The sequence below is a fragment of the Collinsella sp. OM08-14AT genome, from assembly GCF_003438115.1.
GTDB lineage: Bacteria > Actinomycetota > Coriobacteriia > Coriobacteriales > Coriobacteriaceae > Collinsella.
The window spans coordinates 16,908-35,430 of record NZ_QSTE01000006.1 but is presented as its reverse complement, the minus strand read 5'-3'; the positions used below and the strand labels follow the sequence as shown (position 1 = coordinate 35,430).

At 61.3% G+C, this 18,523-nt stretch carries 15 protein-coding genes; 10 read left to right on the top strand and 5 right to left on the bottom strand.

Going from position 1 to position 18,523, the window contains the following annotated elements; translation table 11 throughout:
• Both DXC18_RS04715 and DXC18_RS04710 read left to right on the top strand, forming a co-directional pair.
• The gene (locus DXC18_RS04715; RefSeq protein ID WP_117716474.1) at positions 1–816 is read left to right on the top strand and encodes an electron transfer flavoprotein subunit beta/FixA family protein; all 816 of its coding nucleotides are present in this window, start codon (positions 1–3) and stop codon (positions 814–816) included.
• Positions 817–2,022 carry an electron transfer flavoprotein subunit alpha gene (locus DXC18_RS04710; RefSeq protein WP_117716473.1) on the top strand — a complete coding sequence of 402 codons (1,206 nt, stop codon included), beginning with the start codon at positions 817–819 and terminating at the stop codon, positions 2,020–2,022.
• On the opposite strand, the gene DXC18_RS04705 is transcribed toward DXC18_RS04710, so the two are convergent.
• Positions 2,019–2,831: an HD domain-containing protein gene (locus DXC18_RS04705; protein ID WP_117716472.1), complete on the bottom strand. Its 813-nt coding sequence runs from the start codon at positions 2,829–2,831 to the stop codon at positions 2,019–2,021. The two genes, DXC18_RS04710 and DXC18_RS04705, sit on opposite strands and share 4 nt — an antisense overlap.
• A 101-nt stretch (positions 2,832–2,932) precedes the next feature.
• Between DXC18_RS04705 and DXC18_RS04700 the strand changes: the two genes are divergently transcribed.
• The 4 genes from DXC18_RS04700 to DXC18_RS04685 all read left to right on the top strand — a co-directional run bounded on the left by DXC18_RS04700 (position 2,933) and on the right by DXC18_RS04685 (position 6,469).
• Positions 2,933–3,661: an AzlC family ABC transporter permease gene (locus tag DXC18_RS04700; RefSeq protein ID WP_117716471.1), complete on the top strand. Its 729-nt coding sequence runs from the start codon at positions 2,933–2,935 to the stop codon at positions 3,659–3,661.
• Positions 3,651–3,974, top strand: a complete 324-nt coding sequence (locus DXC18_RS04695; protein WP_117716470.1) for an AzlD domain-containing protein — start codon at positions 3,651–3,653, stop codon at positions 3,972–3,974. The genes DXC18_RS04700 and DXC18_RS04695 overlap by 11 nt, the downstream gene beginning before the upstream one ends.
• Before the next feature lie 142 nt (positions 3,975–4,116).
• On the top strand, positions 4,117–5,139 hold the full coding sequence (locus tag DXC18_RS04690; protein ID WP_117716469.1) for a 2-keto-3-deoxygluconate permease: 1,023 nt from the start codon (positions 4,117–4,119) through the stop codon (positions 5,137–5,139).
• 226 nt (positions 5,140–5,365) lie between these two features.
• Positions 5,366–6,469, top strand: coding sequence for a GGDEF domain-containing protein (locus DXC18_RS04685; protein WP_199412202.1), 1,104 nt, complete (start codon positions 5,366–5,368; stop codon positions 6,467–6,469).
• Positions 6,470–6,569: 100 nt separating this feature from the next.
• Here DXC18_RS04685 and DXC18_RS04680 read toward each other — a convergent pair whose 3' ends face one another.
• Both DXC18_RS04680 and DXC18_RS04675 read right to left on the bottom strand, forming a co-directional pair.
• Positions 6,570–7,505 (bottom strand): DMT family transporter, encoded by a 936-nt coding sequence (locus tag DXC18_RS04680; RefSeq protein ID WP_117716467.1) that lies wholly within the window; start codon positions 7,503–7,505, stop codon positions 6,570–6,572.
• A gap of 99 nt (positions 7,506–7,604) precedes the next feature.
• The gene (locus DXC18_RS04675) at positions 7,605–11,351 is read right to left on the bottom strand and encodes a phosphoribosylformylglycinamidine synthase (protein ID WP_117716466.1); all 3,747 of its coding nucleotides are present in this window, start codon (positions 11,349–11,351) and stop codon (positions 7,605–7,607) included.
• A gap of 184 nt (positions 11,352–11,535) precedes the next feature.
• Between DXC18_RS04675 and DXC18_RS04670 the strand changes: the two genes are divergently transcribed.
• Entirely contained in the window at positions 11,536–13,098 is a 1,563-nt protein-coding gene (locus DXC18_RS04670) for a cation:proton antiporter (RefSeq protein WP_117716465.1), read from the top strand.
• A 121-nt stretch (positions 13,099–13,219) separates the two neighbouring features.
• Here DXC18_RS04670 and DXC18_RS04665 read toward each other — a convergent pair whose 3' ends face one another.
• Both DXC18_RS04665 and DXC18_RS04660 read right to left on the bottom strand, forming a co-directional pair.
• Positions 13,220–13,969, bottom strand: a complete 750-nt coding sequence (locus tag DXC18_RS04665; RefSeq protein ID WP_117716464.1) for an SDR family NAD(P)-dependent oxidoreductase — start codon at positions 13,967–13,969, stop codon at positions 13,220–13,222.
• A gap of 223 nt (positions 13,970–14,192) precedes the next feature.
• On the bottom strand, positions 14,193–15,536 hold the full coding sequence (locus DXC18_RS04660; protein ID WP_117716463.1) for a homoserine dehydrogenase: 1,344 nt from the start codon (positions 15,534–15,536) through the stop codon (positions 14,193–14,195).
• A 218-nt stretch (positions 15,537–15,754) separates the two neighbouring features.
• Between DXC18_RS04660 and DXC18_RS04655 the strand changes: the two genes are divergently transcribed.
• From DXC18_RS04655 to DXC18_RS04645, 3 genes are all read left to right on the top strand, one after another.
• Positions 15,755–16,039, top strand: a complete 285-nt coding sequence (locus tag DXC18_RS04655) for a hypothetical protein (protein ID WP_233509005.1) — start codon at positions 15,755–15,757, stop codon at positions 16,037–16,039.
• A 271-nt stretch (positions 16,040–16,310) separates the two neighbouring features.
• Positions 16,311–17,498, top strand: coding sequence for an ABC transporter substrate-binding protein (locus DXC18_RS04650; protein WP_117716462.1), 1,188 nt, complete (start codon positions 16,311–16,313; stop codon positions 17,496–17,498).
• A 139-nt stretch (positions 17,499–17,637) separates the two neighbouring features.
• On the top strand, positions 17,638–18,519 hold the full coding sequence (locus DXC18_RS04645) for a branched-chain amino acid ABC transporter permease (protein ID WP_040358647.1): 882 nt from the start codon (positions 17,638–17,640) through the stop codon (positions 18,517–18,519).
• Positions 18,520–18,523 lie beyond the last annotated feature (4 nt).

Here is an 18,523-nt window from a genome sequence, read left to right as displayed (position 1 = left end):
ATGAGCGATTTCCATATGGTGGTGTGCGTCAAGGCGGTGCCGGGCAGCACCGAGGTCAAGATGGATCCCAAGACCAATACCATCGTGCGCGATGGCAAGCAGGCGGCCATTAATCCCTTTGACGCGAGCGCTTTGGAATGTGCGCTGGCGCTGAAGGACGACTTTATCGGCTTTGGCATGGACGTGCGCGTAACGGTGGTGTCGATGGGCATCCCCGCGACTGAATCGCTATTGCGCGACTGCATCGCCCGAGGCGCCGATGACGCACTGCTGCTAACCGATCGCGCCTTTGCAGGTGCCGATACCCTGGCAACGACCTATGCCCTCAAGTGCGGCATCGAGGCGCTCGACGAGGACTTCGACCTGCTCATCTGCGGCAAGATGGCGGTGGACGGCGATACGGCCCAGATTGGTCCCGAGCTTGCCGGTGCCTTTGAGATTCCCTGCGTGACCGACGTGAGCTGCGTGCAGAGCGCAGGCTTTACGACCTGTGGTTCACTGGCGCTTGTTCACGGCTGCGATGCCGGCGAGGAGACGGTGTATCTGGAGATGCCGTGCGCGATGACGACTGCCAAGGAGATTGGCCAACTGCGCATGCCGAGTATTGCCGGCATTCGTGCGGCCGAGGAGGCGGACGTGCGCGTGGCCAACGCTGCCGACGTGAACGCCGACCCCGCGCGCTGCGGCCTTGCCGGCTCGCCGACGCAGGTCGTGCGATCGTTTGTGCCCGACCGCGACCAAACATGCGAGGCCGTTGACGGAACGGCGTTCGAGCAGGCGGCAAAACTTGCCAAGATTATCGAGGAGATGGCATAGATGAGCGGACTGATTATCGATAGCGAAGCCTGTATCGGCTGCGGTCGCTGCGTTCGCGCCTGTGCCTCGGGCGGCATCGTAGTGGAAGGCGAGCGGCCCAACCGTTGCGCCCGCGTAACCGATGGCTGCATCCTGTGCGGTGGGTGCGTCGACGCCTGCCCCTTCAACGCTATCTCGATCGAGTGTGACGAGGCCGCTGGTGCGGTGGACCTTGATGCATATCGAGACATTTGGGTGTTCGCGCAGACCGACGAGCACGATACGGTGACTCCCGTTGCCTATGAGCTCATGGGCAAGGGCCGCGAGCTTGCCGATGCTCGCGGCTGCCGTCTGGTGGCGCTGGTCGGTATGGGCCCCGAGGGTTCTCTCGGTGACCTGGAGCATCTGGTTTGCGCCGGTGCAGACGAGGTCCTGGTCTGTCGCGACGAGCGTCTGCACCAGAACGATGCGGAGGTTTACGCCCGGCTGATCTGCGATTTGGTGGCAGAGCGCAAGCCCGAGGCCATTCTGTACGGTGCGACCGCCTTTGGCCGCGAACTGGCACCCGGCGTTGCCGTGCGTTTGCAGACGGGCCTTACGGCTGACTGCACCGTACTTTCGATGGATGCGGAGACGGGGCTGCTGCAACAGACGCGTCCGGCGTTTGGCGGCAACCTGATGGCCACCATCGTCTGCCCCAATCATCGTCCCCAGATGACAACGGTGCGTCCCGGTATCTTTAAGGCTCCTGACTTCGACTACGGCCGTTCCGGCACGATTACCCAGGTGATGCTTGCGGAGGACGTTAAGGCCCGTGTCGAGATCTCGATTCGGGCTGAGGAATGGGGTCAGCAGGCATCAATTGCCGAAGCCGAGCGCTTGGTCGTGGTGGGTCGCGGCATTGGCTCCAAGAAGAACCTGCCTCTGATGCAAAGGCTCGCCGATGCCCTGGGCGCGGAGCTCGGTTGCACGCGTCCCGTTGTGGAGGCGGGCTGGCTGGAGTATCGCCACCAGATCGGTCAGACAGGCGTATCGGTCTCGCCCAAACTCCTCGTGAGCATCGGCGTTTCGGGTGCTATCCAGCATCTTGCCGGCATCGGTGGGGCGGAGTGCATTATCGCCATCAACGAGGACCCGGATGCCCCCATTTTTGGTGCTGCCCAGTACAAGGTTGTCGGTGATGCCGTCGAGGTCGTCGAGGAGCTGCTGGCCCAGCTTGAGCGCTAGGCGCGCGCCAGCCAGTCGCGCATCTCGTCCTTTAGGCGGCTCCAGGTTGCCTGCGTGGCGGGGTCGGTAAAGGGCCGCGTAATGCCAAAGGGCGCGTCGAGCAGGCGGTGGATATCGCCCTGTTCGCGCGCCAGCGCGCGGCTTGCCGGATAGACGAGCTCAAACATAAAGCAGATGAGCCCCACCAGGTAGTCCGCCGGCTCGTTGCGCTCGTCACGCGCGACGCAGCGATGCTCGTCAAAGGCGGCAAGCGTCGGCGCCGAGAAGCGACTGGCTAGAAACGCGTTCTCATCCACTTTGAGGATAGTGTCGACAGTGCTGTCGGCGATGGTGCGCATAATGTCGATCTTGTCGCCATCGCGCACGATATCGCAGAAGCTCCGCGTGCGCTCGTCGAGCTGCGCGGGTAGACGGAAATCACTGTGATAGGCAATGCTCGCTCGGATGAGCTCGTCGTACTCGTCGGTCTCGATAAAATCCCGGATGCTTGTTGTGGCAGGCGCGTCGTCGGGGCTCTCGCCAAAGAGGACCCCGACGCCCAATGCCGCATGGCTCATGCTTTCGGCATCCTTAAACGTATCCCAGCGTCGCAGCTGCTCAAAGCGGCCCATATCGTGCAGCAGCCCACAAAGCCACGCAAGGTCAATGTCCTGCGGTGACCAGCCCTGTTCGCGTGCCACGGCATCGCATGCCTCGGCAACGTGGTACGTATGCTCGATTTTGAGTGCGATGCGCGGGTTGGTGGCGTCGTAGGCATCGGTGTAGCTTTTGAAGGCCGCGCCCGCCCGGTCTCGATCGATAGCTGTCATAATGACTTCCTAAAAAGTTGTGTCTTTCTGTGTCTTTCGATCCGGTGGCAATTGTAGGTGAACTCGGTTGCTGTCGGGCGATGATTCTGCCGTGTCGTTGAATGCGGCTCGGAAAGCTTGTCGGGACGAGGAACGCTATGGTGCTCAAAATCGTTAAAACCGTCTGGCCGGTGATGCTTACCTATGTTGCGATAGGCGCGCCGTGCGGAATGATTATGGCGCAGACGGGAATGGAACCCTGGATGGTTTTTGCTCTGAGCAGCACGTTCGTGACGGGCAGCGGACAGTTTATGGTCTGCAATCTGTGGCTGGCAGGTGTGCCTGCGGCGTCGATTATCGCAAGCGTCGCCGCAATCTCCTCGCGCTTTGCGCTTTACTCGGCATCGATTGCACCGCATTTGAGGGGTGCTTCGAAGCGTCAGACGCTGGCTGTTGCCGCGACACTTACCGAGGAGGCATACGGCATTTCGCTTGCCAAGTTGGTTAAAGGGGAGGATTGGGGTCCGCTCGAGTCCTTTGTGCTCAACGCGATCCTCATCGCAACATGGGGCGTTTCGTGTACGACGGGCGCCATCGTCGGCGCCGTTGTCGATGTTCCCACCGCTATTGCGGGTTTTGTCTGCACATCGCTCTTTATCTGCCTACTCTTTTCGCAGCGACTGTCGCGCGGCAATGTCGTAGCTGCCGGTTTGGCTGCGGTGTCCGTCGCCATATGCAAGTTCTTGGGGTGGACGAATATCGCCGTGCCGGCAAGTGTGCTCGTCGGCGTTGTCACGGCGCTCGCGTGCGATGTCCTCGCCGAGGGAAGGGGTGATCGCGATGCCCGTTAATGAGTTTTTGGTCCTATGGCTGTCGTCATGGGCGGCCATCGCGTTTTTCCGCATTGCCCCGGCGTTTGCCTTGCGCGGGAGAACGCTGTCGCCCCGCGTTACCGAGGCCTTGGGTTATATTCCGCCTGCCGCCTTTGCGGCGCTGGTCGCCAACGATTTGATAAGCCCTGGCGCTTTCGACGCCGGCTTGTGGCAGGGCTTGATTCCCTGGATTGCGGCTGCCGGCGTCGTGGCGGTGGCAATCAAGACAAAGTCGATGTTGTGGTGCTGCGTCTCGGGCATCGTGTTCTATATCGTTTTGAGCTTCATATAAGAGCGTGGCACGTTTAGCGTCCCGGCACAACGAATCGAATTTCTCACCGAGCCGGTCTGCTTCTTCTGGTACCATGGTCAAACTTTACTGTAGCAAAGTGTGACGTGGGCTTTTGTTCTGCGTCAGCGGAAATGGGGGTTTCATGGCACAGGAAGCGACCGCCAACGAGCAAAAGAAATTCAAAGTCCCGCGTATCCCGGGTGACATCATGATCTACCCGATGATCGTTGGCCTTTTGCTCAATACCTTCTGCCCGCAGGTCTTCGAGATCGGCGGCTTCTTTACCTCTACCTGCCGCGGTGGTTCCAACACCATCGTTGCCGCGATCCTGCTGTTTGTGGGTGCCGGCATCAGCTTTAAGTCCACGCCGGGCGCCATCAAGACCGGCATCGTTGTGCTGATTCCTAAGCTTGTTGTTGCGGCTGCCCTTGGCTTGGGTGTGGCATATTTCTTTAACGACAACTTCCTAGGTCTGAGCTCCGTGTCTATCATCGGCGGCATTACGTTTTGCAACATGGCGCTCTACACGGGCATCATGGGCGAGTTCGGCGACGAGTCCGAGCAGGGCGCCGTCGGTATCCTGTTCTTTACGGCCGGCCCCGCCGTCACGATGATCATCCTCGGTGTCTCAGGTCTCGCCAACATCCCCGTCGGCACCATCATCGGATCCATCCTGCCGCTTGTTATCGGCATGGTTCTGGGCAACTTGTTCCCGTTCATCAAGAACCTGCTGGTTCCCGGCGCCAATCCTGCGATTGCCGTTATCGGTTTTCAGCTCGGTGCGTCCATGAGTCTTTGGAGCTTTATCACCGGCGGCATTTCGGGCATCCTGCTGGGCCTCATCACGCTCTTTATCGTCGGTCCCATTACCTTTGCCTTCGAGCGCCTGTGCGGTGGTAACGGCAAGGCGGCCGTTGCCTGCTCCACTATTGCCGGCACGGCTATGACCACGCCGGTCGCCCTCGCCGAGGTCGCTCCGCGCTATGCCGAGCTTGCGCCCACCGCGTATGCGCAGATCGCCACCGCCGTCATCATCACGGCAATCATGGCCCCGATTCTGACCGGCTGGGTCGACAAGAAGTTCTGCCAGGGCAAGGAGGATCTGTCGCCTGCCGGTGTCGAGGCCATCGAGGAGGCCGTCGCGACCGACATCGATGGCGAATAGCAATCGCTACCAATCAATGATGCCGGAGTGCAATTCGCGCAGTTTGAGCGCCCGAACGATGACTGTTTTGCAGTGACGTTCGGGCGCTCTGCTATGATTCCCCTTACCCCTGCGGAGTAGGGGCGTTTATTGCCCAGACACGAATCGGGCGATTCTGACCACTTGGATATTGAAGGGATGGCGTCTAGTGGTTAAGGCACTCAAGATTGAGATATTCCTGCTATGCATGATTGTTCTTATCGGGCTTGCCGCGCGAAGTCGTCGCTCCTTGTTCTCGAGTACCCAGCAGCTCTTGTTTAGCATGCTCGGCTATACCTCTGCTGCCTACATTTTCTTCGATATGATCTGGACGCTCTCGGACGGCGTGAGCACTCCTGTAGGCATCACGGCCAACTGGATTTCCAACGCGGTCTCGTTTTCGCTGTTCGCCATCGCGTGCCTCATTTGGTTTTTCTATTCCGAGACAGTGCAGGGCTCTCGCCTTTTGACCGCGCGCTATAGGGTTGCGATCGTGACGTTGCCAACCGTATTGGTGGTCGTGCTGGCATTTACCAGCTACTGGACGCACACTATGTTCTATATCGATGCGCAGGGCGTATATCGTCGCGGAGCGCTTTATATGATTCAGCCTATCGTGAGCTACTGCTACATCATATATACGTCCTTGCATGCCTTTATTCAGGCTCGAAAAGTCGAAAGCCTGCAAACGAAGGCCATTTATCGCACCCTCGCCTTTTTTGTGGTTCCCGCTCTGGTGGGCGGTACCTTCCAGGTTATGTTTTCGGTACCGGGCCTTTGTGTCGGTATAACGCTGAGCATCCTGCTGCTCTACATCATCTATCAGGAGCAGCTGATCTCGACCGACCCGTTGACTGGCCTCAACAATCGCAACCGTTTTGAGACCTATATGCTGTCGCTCTTTTCAAATGTGGATCAGGCCGAAGATGTATATCTGCTTATGATGGACGCTGACGGCTTTAAGCAGATTAACGACCGGTATGGACATGTTGAGGGCGATCATGCCCTCCAGGTCATATCTGCTACGCTCAAAGAGGTCTGCTCGGCGTCTGGTGGCTTTATCGCACGTTATGGCGGCGATGAGTTCGTGGTGCTTCAAAAGGCGGCGGCGGAGCAGGACATCGTGCGTCTGTGTGCGGCAATCAGCGACGAGCTCGCACGTGCCGAGGTTCCGTATCTGTTGCGGATGTCCATTGGCTACGCACGGGTCGGTGATGGTGTCGATACCTGGCAAGACTTGCTTCGCGCTGCCGACGCGGAGCTCTACCGCGTCAAGGCCGAGAAAAAGAAGTCCGGCGTCCAGATACGCTAGAAAAAGGGGCACACGCTTGCGTGCATGGCGGCCCTCGGCTCTCCGATGTACTCCATTAAACTAAAGTACATGAATCCCCTCTGCTAATAAGGGCAGTTCGTTAGACCTTTTTGGGTTTGTTGACGATGATGATGCCGCCGCAGACCAACAGTAGGGCAACGATGACGGTAACGGGGCTCGTGCCAGCGCCCTCGTCGAGCAGCAGTGCGCTCAACAGCACGCCAAAGACCGGGTTCATAAAGCCAAAGACCGAAACGCGGCTGACGGGGTTGACGGCGAGCAGGCGGGACCACAGCGAGTACGCGACGGCGGAAATGAGTGCCATATAAATGATGAGCGCGATGGCGGGGGCGATTTCGGTGGGGGACAACGTGCCGCCCATCAAAAACCCGATGGCGGTAAGGACCACGCCACCGACTAAAAACTGCCACCCGGCAAGCAAGACGCCGTCGTGCTCGCGCGAGAAGATGCCAATCAGGCAGGTCGAAAGGGCACCCGCGACGGTGGAGGCTAGGATAAAGCCCTCGCCGTCGAGCGTAAAGCCAAAGGTGCCGTCCGCGCCCGAAAGGTTGACGAGCGCGACGCCGGCAAAGCCCAGCATACAGCCAAGCACCTTGGCCGTATCGAGCTTCTCGGTGCGAAACGCCAGGGCGGCAAAGAGGATTGCGAGGAAGTTGGCGCTGGCTTCAATGATGGAACTCGACATAGCGCTTGCATGGGAGAGACCAAGGTAGAAAAAGAAGTACTGGCCGATGGTCTGGAAGAGCGACAAGATGCAGATGGGCTTGATATCGCGGGCTTGCGGAACGAGTGGACGGCGCTGAGCCGTGCTCATCCCAACGATAACCAGGGCGCCGGCAAGCGTAAAGCGCAAACCTGCGAAGAGCAGCTGCGAGGCGCTATCATGCGCGGGGATGCCAAACAGCTTGTAGCCGATCTTGATACAGGGGAAAGCCGACCCCCAGAGTGCGCAGCAGACGAGGCAGCCCAGGATGAGTCCGGGCAGGGTGGCGAGATACGGCTTGCGGCTTTCCATGATGTCCTTCCTGTATGCGCGAAGCAAAAAAGAACCCGCCACCGGGCGTGCCGGTGGCGGGTGTTGTTACCCGAGGGGATTGTACCCGATGGGAAAGGTTTAGGCGAAGTAGGCTACGCCGCTCTCAAAGATCGGCATGAACTTATCGCCGGGGACATGCTCGGGCACATTGCGGTACAGGTTGTCGCCGCGACGCTCGGCATGGCCCATCTTGCCCAGGACGCGGCCGTCGGGGCTCGTGATGCCCTCGATGGCGAGTGCGGAGCCGTTGGGGTTGACGGAAAGATCCATGCTGGGCTTGCCGTTCTCGCCCACGTACTGCGTGGCGACCTGGCCGTTGGCGATGAGCTGGGCGAGCACCTCGTCGTTGGCGACAAAGCGACCCTCGCCGTGGCTGATGGCGACGGTGTAGGGGTCGTCCAGGCTGCACTGCGACAGCCACGGGGACAGGTTGGACGAGATACGGGTGCGCACCAGACGGCTCTGATGGCGACCGATGGTGTTGAACGTCAGCGTGGGCGCATCGGGCGTGGCGTCGACGATGTCGCCGTAGGGCACCAGACCGAGCTTGATCAGGGCCTGGAAGCCGTTGCAGATACCCAGCATCAGGCCGTCGCGGGCCTTGAGCAGGTCGCGGACTGCCTCGGTGACCTCGGGAGCGCGGAAGAACGCCGTGATGAACTTGGCGGAGCCATCGGGCTCGTCGCCGCCCGAGAAGCCGCCGGGGATCATGACGATCTGGCTTGCACGGATGCGGCGGGCAAGCTCGTGGGTGCTCTCGGCGACGGCCTCGGGCGTGAGGTTGTTGATCACGAAGGTGTCGGCCTCGGCGCCGGCGGCACGGAAGGCGCGGGCGCTGTCGTACTCGCAGTTGTTGCCGGGGAACACGGGGATTACCACGCGCGGGCGGGCGATCTTGGCGCCGCCGTACACGTGGATATCCTTGGCACGGAAGTCGATGGTCTCGACCTTGGCAGTCTCGCCGGCGCTGCGGTAGGCAAAGACGCCCTCGATGCCGCTCTCCCAGGCCTCTTGGAGCTCGGAGAGCTCGATGACCTCGGAGCCGGTATCGATGACATAACCCTCGACGGTGGTGCCCAGGGGCTCGACGACAACGCCGTCGGCGATCTCGGGCAGCTCGGCATCCTCGGCAAGCTCGACGATAAAGCTGCCATAGAGCGGGGTGAAGAGGCTCTCCACGTCCACATCCTCGGCAAGCTCGATACCGATCTGGTTGCCGACGCACATCTTAAAGAGGCTCTCGGCGCCGCAGCCGTAGCCGGGCGTGGAGACGGCCAGGGCGTCGCCTGTGGCGGTGAGTGCCTCGACGGCGTCAAATGCGGCGAGCAGCTGCTGGGCATCGGGACGGTAGTCCTCGCCATAGGTGGCGGGGGCGATACGGACGACGCGATGCGTGAGACCCTTGAACTCGGGGGAGACGGCGCGGGCCGCCTTGCCCACGGCGACAGCGAAACTGATCAGGGTCGGCGGAACGTTGAGCTCGCCGGCCTCGTCCTCAAACGAGCCGCTCATGGAATCCTTGCCGCCGATGGCGCCGGCACCCAGGTCGACCTGGGCCATAAGGGCGCCCAGGACGGCTGCCATGGGCTTGCCCCAGCGCTCGGCTTCGGTGCGCAGACGCTCAAAGTACTCTTGGAAGGAGAGGTAAGCGCGCTTGTGCTCAAAGCCGGCGGCAACGAGCTTGGCGATGGACTCGACCACGGACAGGTAGGCGCCTGCAAACTGGTCGGCCTCCATCAGGTAGGGGTTGAAGCCCCATGCCATAGCGCTCGCCGTGGTGGTCTCGCCGTCCACGGGGAACTTAGCGACCATGGCAGAGCTCGGAGTGAGCTGCGTCTTGCCGCCAAAGGGCATGAGCACGGTCGCGGCGCCGATGGTGGAGTCGAAGCGCTGGGAAAGACCCTTGTTGGAGGCGACGTTGAGGTCGGTGACGAGCGAGGTCATGCGCTCGGCAAGCGTGGTGCCGGCCCAGCTGGGCTGCCACACGCTGCGGGCGCAGACGTGGGCGACCTGGTGCTTGGGCGCACCGTTGGAATTGAGGAACTCGCGGGACAGATCGACGATGGCGACGCCGTTCCAGGCCATGCGCATGCGCGGCTCGGCGGTAACCTCGGCGATGACGGTTGCCTCCAGGTTCTCCTCGGCGGCGTAGCCCATGAACTCCTCGACGTCACCGTCGGCGACGGCGCAGGCCATGCGCTCCTGGGACTCGGAAATGGCGAGCTCGGTGCCGTCCAAGCCGTCGTACTTCTTGGTCACGGTATCAAGGTCGACATACAGGCCGTCGGCAAGCTCGCCCACGGCGACCGAGACGCCGCCGGCGCCAAAGTCGTTGCAGCGCTTGATCAGACGGCAGGCATCGCCGCGGCGGAACAGACGCTGCAGTTTGCGCTCGACCGGGGCGTTGCCCTTCTGGACTTCGGCACCCGAGGTCTCGATGGACTCGGTGTTCTGGGTCTTGGAGGAACCGGTGGCGCCACCGATGCCGTCACGGCCGGTGCGGCCACCCAGCAGGATGATCTTGTCGGTGGGGGCGGGGCACTCGCGACGAACGTGGTTTGCCGGGGTAGCGCCCACGACAGCGCCAACCTCCATGCGCTTGGCCACGTAACCGGGGTGATAGAGCTCGTTGACCTGGCCGGTGGCAAGACCGATCTGGTTGCCGTAGCTGGAGTAGCCGGCGGCTGCAGTGGTCACGAGTTTGCGCTGCGGCAGCTTGCCCTCGAGCGTCTTGGACACGGGGACGGTGGGGTCTCCGGCGCCGGTGACGCGCATGGCCTGGTACACGTAGCTGCGGCCCGAGAGCGGGTCGCGGATGGCGCCGCCCACGCAGGTGGCGGCACCGCCGAAGGGCTCGATCTCGGTCGGGTGGTTATGGGTCTCGTTCTTAAAGAGGAACAGCCAGTCCTGGTCCTCGCCATCGACATCGACCTTTACCTTGACGGTGCAGGCGTTGATCTCCTCGGACTCATCGACATCGGTCATGACGCCGGTCTTCTTGAGGTACTTGGCGCCGATGGTGCCCATGTCCATGAGGCAGACGGGCTTGGCGTCGCGACCGAGCTCGTGGCGCATCTCCATGTAGCGGTCGAAGGCCTGCTGCACCACGGCGTCGTCGATCGTCACGTCATCTAGGACGGTGCCGAAGGTGGTGTGGCGGCAGTGGTCGGACCAATAGGTGTCGATCACGCGGATCTCGGTGATGGTGGGGTCGCGATCCTCATCGCGGAAGTACTGCTGGCAGAAGGCAATGTCCGCCTCGTCCATGGCAAGGCCGCGATCGGCGATAAAGGCGGCAAGGCCGGCCTCGTCGAGCTCGCGGAAGCCGTCGAGCACCTCGACGGGTTGGGGCTCGGGTGTCTCCATGTACAGCGTCTCGGGCAGGTCGAGCGAGGCGATGCGCGCCTCGACGGGGTTCACCACGTAGTGCTTGATGGCCTCGATGGCGGCCTCGTCCAGGGCGCCCGAGATCATATAGACCTTGGCAGAACGCACGGCGGGGCGTTCGCCCTGGCTGATGAGCTGCACGCACTCGCTGGCGGAGTCGGCGCGCTGGTCAAACTGGCCAGGCAGGAATTCGACGGCAAAGACGGCGCCATCGCTTGCGGGGAGCTCGTCGTAGGTCACATCGACCTGGGGCTCGCTAAAGACGGTCGGCACGCAGGAGCGGAAAAGCTCCTCGTCGATGCCCTCGACGTCGTAGCGGTTGATGATCCTCAGGGCCTCGATGCCCTTGATGCCGAGAATCTCGGTCAGCTCGCCCTTGAGCTGCTGAGCCTCGACGTCGAACCCGGGTTTCTTCTCCACGTAGATACGAGAGACCATTGGTTTCTGCCTTCCTGATCGGTTGGGCGTACGGTACGGTATGCGGCAGCGGTCGGTTTGCGGGGTCTGCCCTGCGGTCGCCTTGAGCCACATGTTTGTAAACCTCACTATGATACGACAGCTCGCGGCGCGTTGAGGACGGCGAGGGTGCTACAGTGATGCGCAAACAAGAGAAAGGCATCACATGGCATTCGTTTCACTCGCCATCATCGCGCTCGTGGCCTTTGCAAGCCCCTTCATCGCCTCGGCGATTCCCGGAAAGCCCGTTCCCGAAACGGTCTTTTTGCTCGTGTTCGGCGCGGTGCTGGGACCCCATATGCTCGGCGTCATCCATGTAGATGCCGAGGTCTCGCTCGTGTCAGAGCTCGGTCTGGCATTTTTGTTCCTGCTTGCCGGCTTTGAGATCGATCCCAAGAACATCACGGGCGTCGAGGGTCGCTACGGTATGGCCACGTGGGCTGTCACATTTTGTATCGCCTGGCTTGCCGTGCGCTTTACCCCGTGGTTCTCGGTCAGCCATTTCGACGGTATCGCCGTGACGCTCGCCTTGACCTCGACGGCGCTTGGGGCGCTCATGCCCATCTTGCGCGAGCGGTTGCTTGCCGGAACGCGCGTCGGTGATTCGATTCTTGCCTATGGTACGTGGGGCGAGCTCGGCCCCGTGCTCGCCATGTCGGTACTGCTGTCTGCCCGTACGGGCATCGAGACGCTGCTGATCTTGGGCTTATTTGCCGCCGTGTGCGTGCTGCTTGCCGTGGTCCCCAGCCGCTCCAAACGCGTCGGCAGCCGCTTCTTTGCGTTTGTCGAGGAGCGCGCCGATACCACGTCGCAGACGTTCGTACGCCTGACAGTGCTTATTTTGGTCACGCTCGTGGCGTTCTCGGCCATCTTTAGCCTCGATATCGTATTGGGCGCTTTTGCCGCCGGCTTTGTCCTGCGCTATATCATCCCCGAGGGCAACCATACGCTTGAGACCAAGCTCGACGGCCTGGCCTACGGCTTTTTGATCCCGGTGTTCTTTACCGTGTCGGGCGCTAAGATCGACCTGACGGCCGTGGTGTCGCGCCCCGGGCTACTCGTGGGCTTTATCTTGGCGCTGCTGATCATTCGTGCCGTGCCCATTCTCATCTCTATGAGCATTTGTCCCGTGACGCGCGATGTGTCGGCGTATGGCCGCATTACCGTGGCGCTCTACTGCACCACGGCGCTGCCGATCATCGTTGCCGTAACGAGCGTGGCCGTCAACGCGGGCGCGCTGTCGCAAGATATTGCGTCGGTCATGGTTGCCGCCGGTGCCATCACGGTGTTCTTGATGCCGCTGCTCGCGCAGCTCTTCTACCGCGTGGTCGACGCCGCACCGGTCGCCGCTGTAGCAGAAGTTGCCGAGCATCCATCCGATGCGCTCGACATCCTGCGCGCCCATCACGATTTGGCGAGCCTGCTCGCACGGGAGCACGAGCTGCTGACCTCGCATGGCCACGGTCGCGTATTTGAGGGCCTGCCTACGCTCGATACGATTGCCGAGCGTCTTTCCGCCGAGGCAGCGAGCGGCCACATCGATGCCCGCATCGTGGATGCCGCTCATTTGCTGGCTGAGAAGACCTATGGCGACGAGATTGACCCGTCCAAGCTGACTCCGCGTGAGCGCCGCCGCCTGGAGCGCGCCAAGCTTGCCGTACACGAATACCGCCGCCGCATGCTAGAGCTCTATGCGCGCGATGAAGCCCAGGACGACGACGGCAAGTAGCAAGGAATGTCGGGATACGGGTTCCGTCCAAATAATAGAAGGCGCGCTGCCTGCGGTTGATGCGGACAGCGCGCCTTTTGCGTTGAACTCTGTTGAGGTTCGAAGCCGAAACTTTCGACCTTTAGGAGCGGGCTGCCCCGTCGACGGGGAGGATGGCGCCCGTGACATAGGAGGACATGTCGCTCGCAAGGAAAACGAAGGCGTTGGCAACGTCCTCGGGCTCGCCCATGCGACCGAGCGGAATAGTGGCGATGATGGGCTTGATGACCTCTTCGGGCAGGTTGGCGACCATATCGGTCTTGGTTACGCCTGGGGCAACGGCGTTGACGCGAATGCCCATGGGGGCGAGCTCGCGCGAGAGCGACTGGACCATGCCGTTGACGGCAAACTTAGACGTGGGGTAGCCGACGCCAGAGGGCTGGCCGTACTTGGCGACCATCGAGCTTGTGGTAGTGATGGTGCCGCCGTGGCCGGCCTCGGTCATGATCTTGGCGGCAGCCTGGTGACCGTTAAAGACGGCGACGACGTTGAGGTCCATAACTTTGGCGAACTCCTCGGCTGTATAGTCCAAAAGGGGTGAGCGCTGGGAGATTCCGGCGTTGTTGACGACCGTATCGAGACCGCCCATATCGGCTGCAGCCTGGGTAAAGGCCTCGGTCACGGCTTCGAGTGAGGTGAGGTCGCAGGAGCGACCCCAGACCTTGGCGTTGGGATAGATGGCTGTCAGCTTCTCAACGGCCGCATCGGCGGTCTCCTGACGCGAGCCAAAGACGGTGACGGTGGCACCCTCCTCGATAAAGCGGCAGGCGATGGCATAGCCGATACCGCGCGTGCCTCCGGTGATGATTGCTTTCTTGCCCTCGAGCAACATGGTGCCTCCATTCTTCGGGGGTGGACGTACGCAGCACAGGATAGCGGCGGACAAAAGCAAACATGCCTGCTTATCGGTGAGCGGTATCCCTGGTTGACACCGAACGGTCAAATTGTTCAAACGCGGATCGCGTCAATGCGCCCCGAGCGTGCAAATGAAAGGGCTCCCGTCCAAGACCAGACGGGAGCCCTTCGAGCAAATGCGTTGTGGGGTGTAAACCGAACTAGTTGGCCATGACGCCTTCGGTCCAGGCCTCGACGTCCTCGATGCGCAGGACGTTGGCGACCTCGGCCACGCAGTCGACGCTGGCAAGCTCCGCGGCGGCAGCCTGGACGTCCTTCTCGAGTGCGCGGTGCGTCAGGAAGATGACCGAGCAGGCATCGCTGACACCCGACTTGCCGTCCTCGACTTGGTTGATGAGCGAGATCGAAATGTTGTGCTTGGCAAAGATGTCGACCGTCTCGGACAGGGCGCCCACGCGGTCGGCGACCTTCAGGCGCACATAGTACTTGGTCTGGAGCTCGTCCATGGGCTTAAAGGCGAGGTTGTGACCATAGGGCTCAATCTCGGGCAGCGGAGCCACGCCCCGGCTGATCTGCTCGGAGAGCGACAGGATATCGCCCACGACGGCGCTCGCGGTGGGGAAGGAGCCTGCGCCGGCACCGTAGAACATGGTCTCGCCCACGGCGTCGCCCACTACGTAAACAGCGTTCATGGCGCCGTTGACCTTGGCAAGCATGTGGTCGGCGGGGATCAGCGTGGGATGCACGCGGACGTCGACGCCGGCGTCGGTGTTGCGGGCGATGCCGAGCAGCTTAATGGTGTAGCCGAGCTCGCGGGCCTGGGCGATGTCCTCGGCGCCGATGGTGCGGATACCCTGCTGGTACACATCATCGGTGGTAACGCGGGTGCCAAAGCCGATGGAGGCGAGGATGGCCGTCTTGCTGGCGGCGTCGAAGCCGTCGACGTCGGCGGACGGGTCGGCCTCGGCATAGCCCTTGGCCTGCGCGTCGGCGAGCACGTCGGCGTAATCGGCGCCCTCGGCGTCCATGCGCGACAGGATATAGTTGGTGGTGCCGTTGAGGATGCCGGCGATGGTCAGGATCTTGTTGCCCACCAGGTCGTGCTCAAGCGTGCTCACGATGGGGATGCCGCCGCCGCAACTGGCCTCGCACTTAATCTGCACGCCGCACGCACGCGCCTTCTCGGCAAGCGTCTCGACGTGACGGCCCAGCAGGGCCTTGTTGGCAGAGACGACGTGCTTGCCGTGCTCAAAGGCAGTGGTAAAGATCTCGGTTGCGGGATGCTCGCCGCCGATCAGCTCGACGACGATGTCGACGGCGGGGTCGGTGACGACGTCGTGCCAGTCACTCGTAAAGGCCTCGCGCTCAATGCCTGCCGACTCGGCCTGCTCCCAAGCAAGCGCGCAGGCGCGGGTCAGCTTAAGGTCGATGCCGTAGGCTGCCAGGTACTCATCGTGGTGGCTCTTGATCAGACGGGCCACGCCGCCGCCGACGGTTCCCAGACCGATGAGGCCGACGTTCACGGTGCGCAGGGGTTCGCTCATAGATAGCTCCTTCGTGCATCTTATGGATGGATTAACCGCTTAAAGGTTGAGTGCATTCTAGCGTGAACCGAGGGCGCGTGCTCGCCAGTTAACAGGAGTCGCACAAAACGTCACCCCCGAAACGCTGCGGAAACATTGGAAACACGCTCGCTACAAACGAACTTCCGTAACAAACTGTCAACGTTTGCACCATAAGGTTTGCCCTGTGCGACTGGGGCATGCAGGCGCTCGTCGGCCCCGTCACCACCGCTGCCGCCGTCGCCGTCTCGGGCGAGATCGCCGATGCCTTTGCCGAGCAGGCCAAGGCATCCAAGCTCGACATCGTCGATACCGAGACCTTTAAGGACGACTCCTCCACGAGCTTTATCAACCAGCCGACCAAGGCCATGCGCAAGATCAAGATCGAGGGCCTGACGGGCGAGCTGACGTGGAACGACGAGGGTCAGGTCGAGAAGCCCGCTACAGCCTATGCGATCCAAGACGGCAAGTACATTGCCGCCTAGGTGCGCACAAAACGCGACCGGTGAGGCTGTTTTAATCAGAGCAGGCACGCTTGTAACAGAGTGGAAACATTACTCTCACACAATAAAGTGGCTAAGCTGCATAAATAGAGAGAAATACGCAGAATTATGGATAAATGGACAAAGCAAAAGAAAAGTTGAAATAATCACCACTTTCCTTAACTAAAGCGTCTAGTATTTTGCGAACGCCGAACACGGCGAAGGATGGCCTGTCGGGCAACCAAAACCCGACGAGATTTGAGAGGAGAGCCGCATGTCGAGCCTCAACGGTAAGTCATTGAACCCTGTTATGAATCGCAGGAGCGTTATCGCGAGCGCAGCAGGTCTGGGGGCGATGTCCATTCTAGCGGGCTGCTCCTCCAACGGCGGCGACGGTGGTTCCGCTTCGGGCGACGCTTCGTTTAAAATCGGCACCATCGGCCCGCTGACCGGCGCCGCCGCGTCCTACGGCAAGTCCGTTACCCAGGGCGTCGAGCTTGGCTGCAAGGACTTCTCCACCAAGGAGCTGCCGCTTGCCAGCAAGGCCGAGGACGACCAGGCCGACGGCGAGAAGGCCGTCAACGCCTTTAACACCCTGCTCGACTGGGGCATGCAGGCCCTCGTCGGCCCGACCACCACGGGTGCGTCGGTTGCCGTTGCCGCAGAGTGCGGTAACGACCCCAAGACGTTCATGATTACCCCGTCCGCGTCCTCCGAGGACGTCACTGACGGCAAGGATTGCGTCTTCCAGGTTTGCTTTACCGACCCCAACCAGGGCGTCAACGCTGCCAAGTTCCTGGCCCAGAAGTATGCGGACGAGAAGTTCGTGCTGTTCTATAACTCTGGCGACGCCTATTCTTCGGGTGTCGCGGATGCCTTTAAGGCCCAGGCTGCTGAATCCAAGCTCGAGATTGTCGACGAGGAGACCTTTAAGGACGACTCCGCCACGAGCTTTACCAACCAGCTGACCAAGGCCAAGCAGTCCGGCGCCACCATGATCTTTGCGCCGATCTACTACACGCCGGCGTCCGTCCTGCTCAAGAACGCCAAGGACATGGGCTACGACGTCAAGATGATGGGCTGCGACGGCATGGACGGCATCCTGGGCGTTGAGGGCTTCGACACCTCTCTTGCCGAGGGTCTGCTGCTCATGACCCCGTTCTCCGCCGACGACGAGAAGAACGCCGACTTCGTCAACGCTTACAAGGATAAGTACGGCGATACCCCCGACCAGTTTGCCGCCGACGCCTACGACGGCGTGCATGCTGTGGTCGAGGCTCTCAAGGAGGCCGGCCTGGGCGTCGACGCCGACCCTACCGAGGTTGCCGAGAAGCTTCCCGAGGCTATGCTCAAGATTACTGTTGACGGCCTGACTGGCAAGCTCTCCTGGAACGACAAGGGTCAGGTCCAGAAGGACCCGACGGCGTACGTCATTACCGACGGCAAGTACGTACAGGCCTAATTTGCCGCCTTATATAGAGCGGTTTTGATTCCAAGCAGGGGAGGTTTTGGCCTTCCCTGCTTGCTTGGTATCTAGGGACAACGTAACGTCCCTGTTTCATACATCAACTGGAAACCTATTCGAAAGGGGGATGTGGAACATGACGGTCTTTATCCAATACCTGGTCAACGGCCTGTCCATGGGCAGCGTCTACGCCATCATCGCGTTAGGCTACACCATGGTCTACGGTATCGCCAAGATGCTGAACTTCGCTCACGGCGACGTCATCATGGTCGGTGCCTATGTCTCGTTCTGCGCCACGTCGTATCTCGGCCTCCCGGGCTGGGCATCTGTAGTTCTCTCTTGCGTGGTCTGCACGGTTCTCGGTGTTCTCATCGAGGGTCTGGCCTATAAGCCGCTGCGCCAAGCAGGCCCGCTGGCCGTTCTGATCACGGCCATCGGCGTGTCCTACTTCCTGCAGAACGCCGCGCAGCTCCTGTGGGGCGCCACGCCCAAGAACTTCACTTCGCTCGTCACCTTCCCGGTGCCGGAGTTCTTGGCCAAGTTCAACGTAAGCGCCGTTTCGCTCGTCACCATCGTCGCCTGCCTGGTTATCATGGCCGGTCTGATGTTCTTTACAGGCAAGACCAAGATGGGCAAGGCCATGCGCGCCGTGTCCGAGGACAAGGCCGCCGCTCAGCTCATGGGCATCAACGTCAACCGCACCATCTCGATGACGTTCGCCATCGGCTCCGCCCTTGCCGCCATCGCCGGCGTGCTGCTGTGCTCCTACTCGCCGGTGTTGCAGCCCACGACGGGTGCCATGCCTGGCATCAAGGCCTTCGATGCCGCTGTCTTCGGTGGCATCGGTTCCATCCCCGGCGCCTTTGTCGGTGGCATTCTCATCGGCATCATCGAGGCGATGGCCCAGGCCTACATTTCCACGAGCCTTGCCAACTCCATCGTCTTTGGTGTTCTGATTATCGTCCTGCTCGTCAAGCCTGCCGGCCTCTTGGGCAAGTACGTCCCCGAGAAGGTGTAGGTGA

Bases quoted from the DNA above. Each gene is read 5' to 3' on its own strand.
- DXC18_RS04665 (WP_117716464.1), bottom strand. From the start codon at position 13,969: ATGTTGCTCGAGGGCAAGAAAGCAATCATCACCGGAGGCACGCGCGGT.
- DXC18_RS04690 (WP_117716469.1), top strand. From the start codon at position 4,117: ATGGCACAGGAAGCGACCGCCAACGAGCAAAAGAAATTCAAAGTCCCG.
- DXC18_RS04675 (WP_117716466.1), bottom strand. From the start codon at position 11,351: ATGGTCTCTCGTATCTACGTGGAGAAGAAACCCGGGTTCGACGTCGAG.
- DXC18_RS04715 (WP_117716474.1), top strand. From the start codon at position 1: ATGAGCGATTTCCATATGGTGGTGTGCGTCAAGGCGGTGCCGGGCAGC.
- DXC18_RS04710 (WP_117716473.1), top strand. From the start codon at position 817: ATGAGCGGACTGATTATCGATAGCGAAGCCTGTATCGGCTGCGGTCGC.
- DXC18_RS04670 (WP_117716465.1), top strand. From the start codon at position 11,536: ATGGCATTCGTTTCACTCGCCATCATCGCGCTCGTGGCCTTTGCAAGC.
- DXC18_RS04695 (WP_117716470.1), top strand. From the start codon at position 3,651: ATGCCCGTTAATGAGTTTTTGGTCCTATGGCTGTCGTCATGGGCGGCC.
- DXC18_RS04655 (WP_233509005.1), top strand. From the start codon at position 15,755: ATGCAGGCGCTCGTCGGCCCCGTCACCACCGCTGCCGCCGTCGCCGTC.
- DXC18_RS04700 (WP_117716471.1), top strand. From the start codon at position 2,933: ATGCGGCTCGGAAAGCTTGTCGGGACGAGGAACGCTATGGTGCTCAAA.
- DXC18_RS04645 (WP_040358647.1), top strand. From the start codon at position 17,638: ATGACGGTCTTTATCCAATACCTGGTCAACGGCCTGTCCATGGGCAGC.
- DXC18_RS04650 (WP_117716462.1), top strand. From the start codon at position 16,311: ATGTCGAGCCTCAACGGTAAGTCATTGAACCCTGTTATGAATCGCAGG.
- DXC18_RS04680 (WP_117716467.1), bottom strand. From the start codon at position 7,505: ATGGAAAGCCGCAAGCCGTATCTCGCCACCCTGCCCGGACTCATCCTG.
- DXC18_RS04705 (WP_117716472.1), bottom strand. From the start codon at position 2,831: ATGACAGCTATCGATCGAGACCGGGCGGGCGCGGCCTTCAAAAGCTAC.
- DXC18_RS04660 (WP_117716463.1), bottom strand. From the start codon at position 15,536: ATGAGCGAACCCCTGCGCACCGTGAACGTCGGCCTCATCGGTCTGGGA.
- DXC18_RS04685 (WP_199412202.1), top strand. From the start codon at position 5,366: ATGATTGTTCTTATCGGGCTTGCCGCGCGAAGTCGTCGCTCCTTGTTC.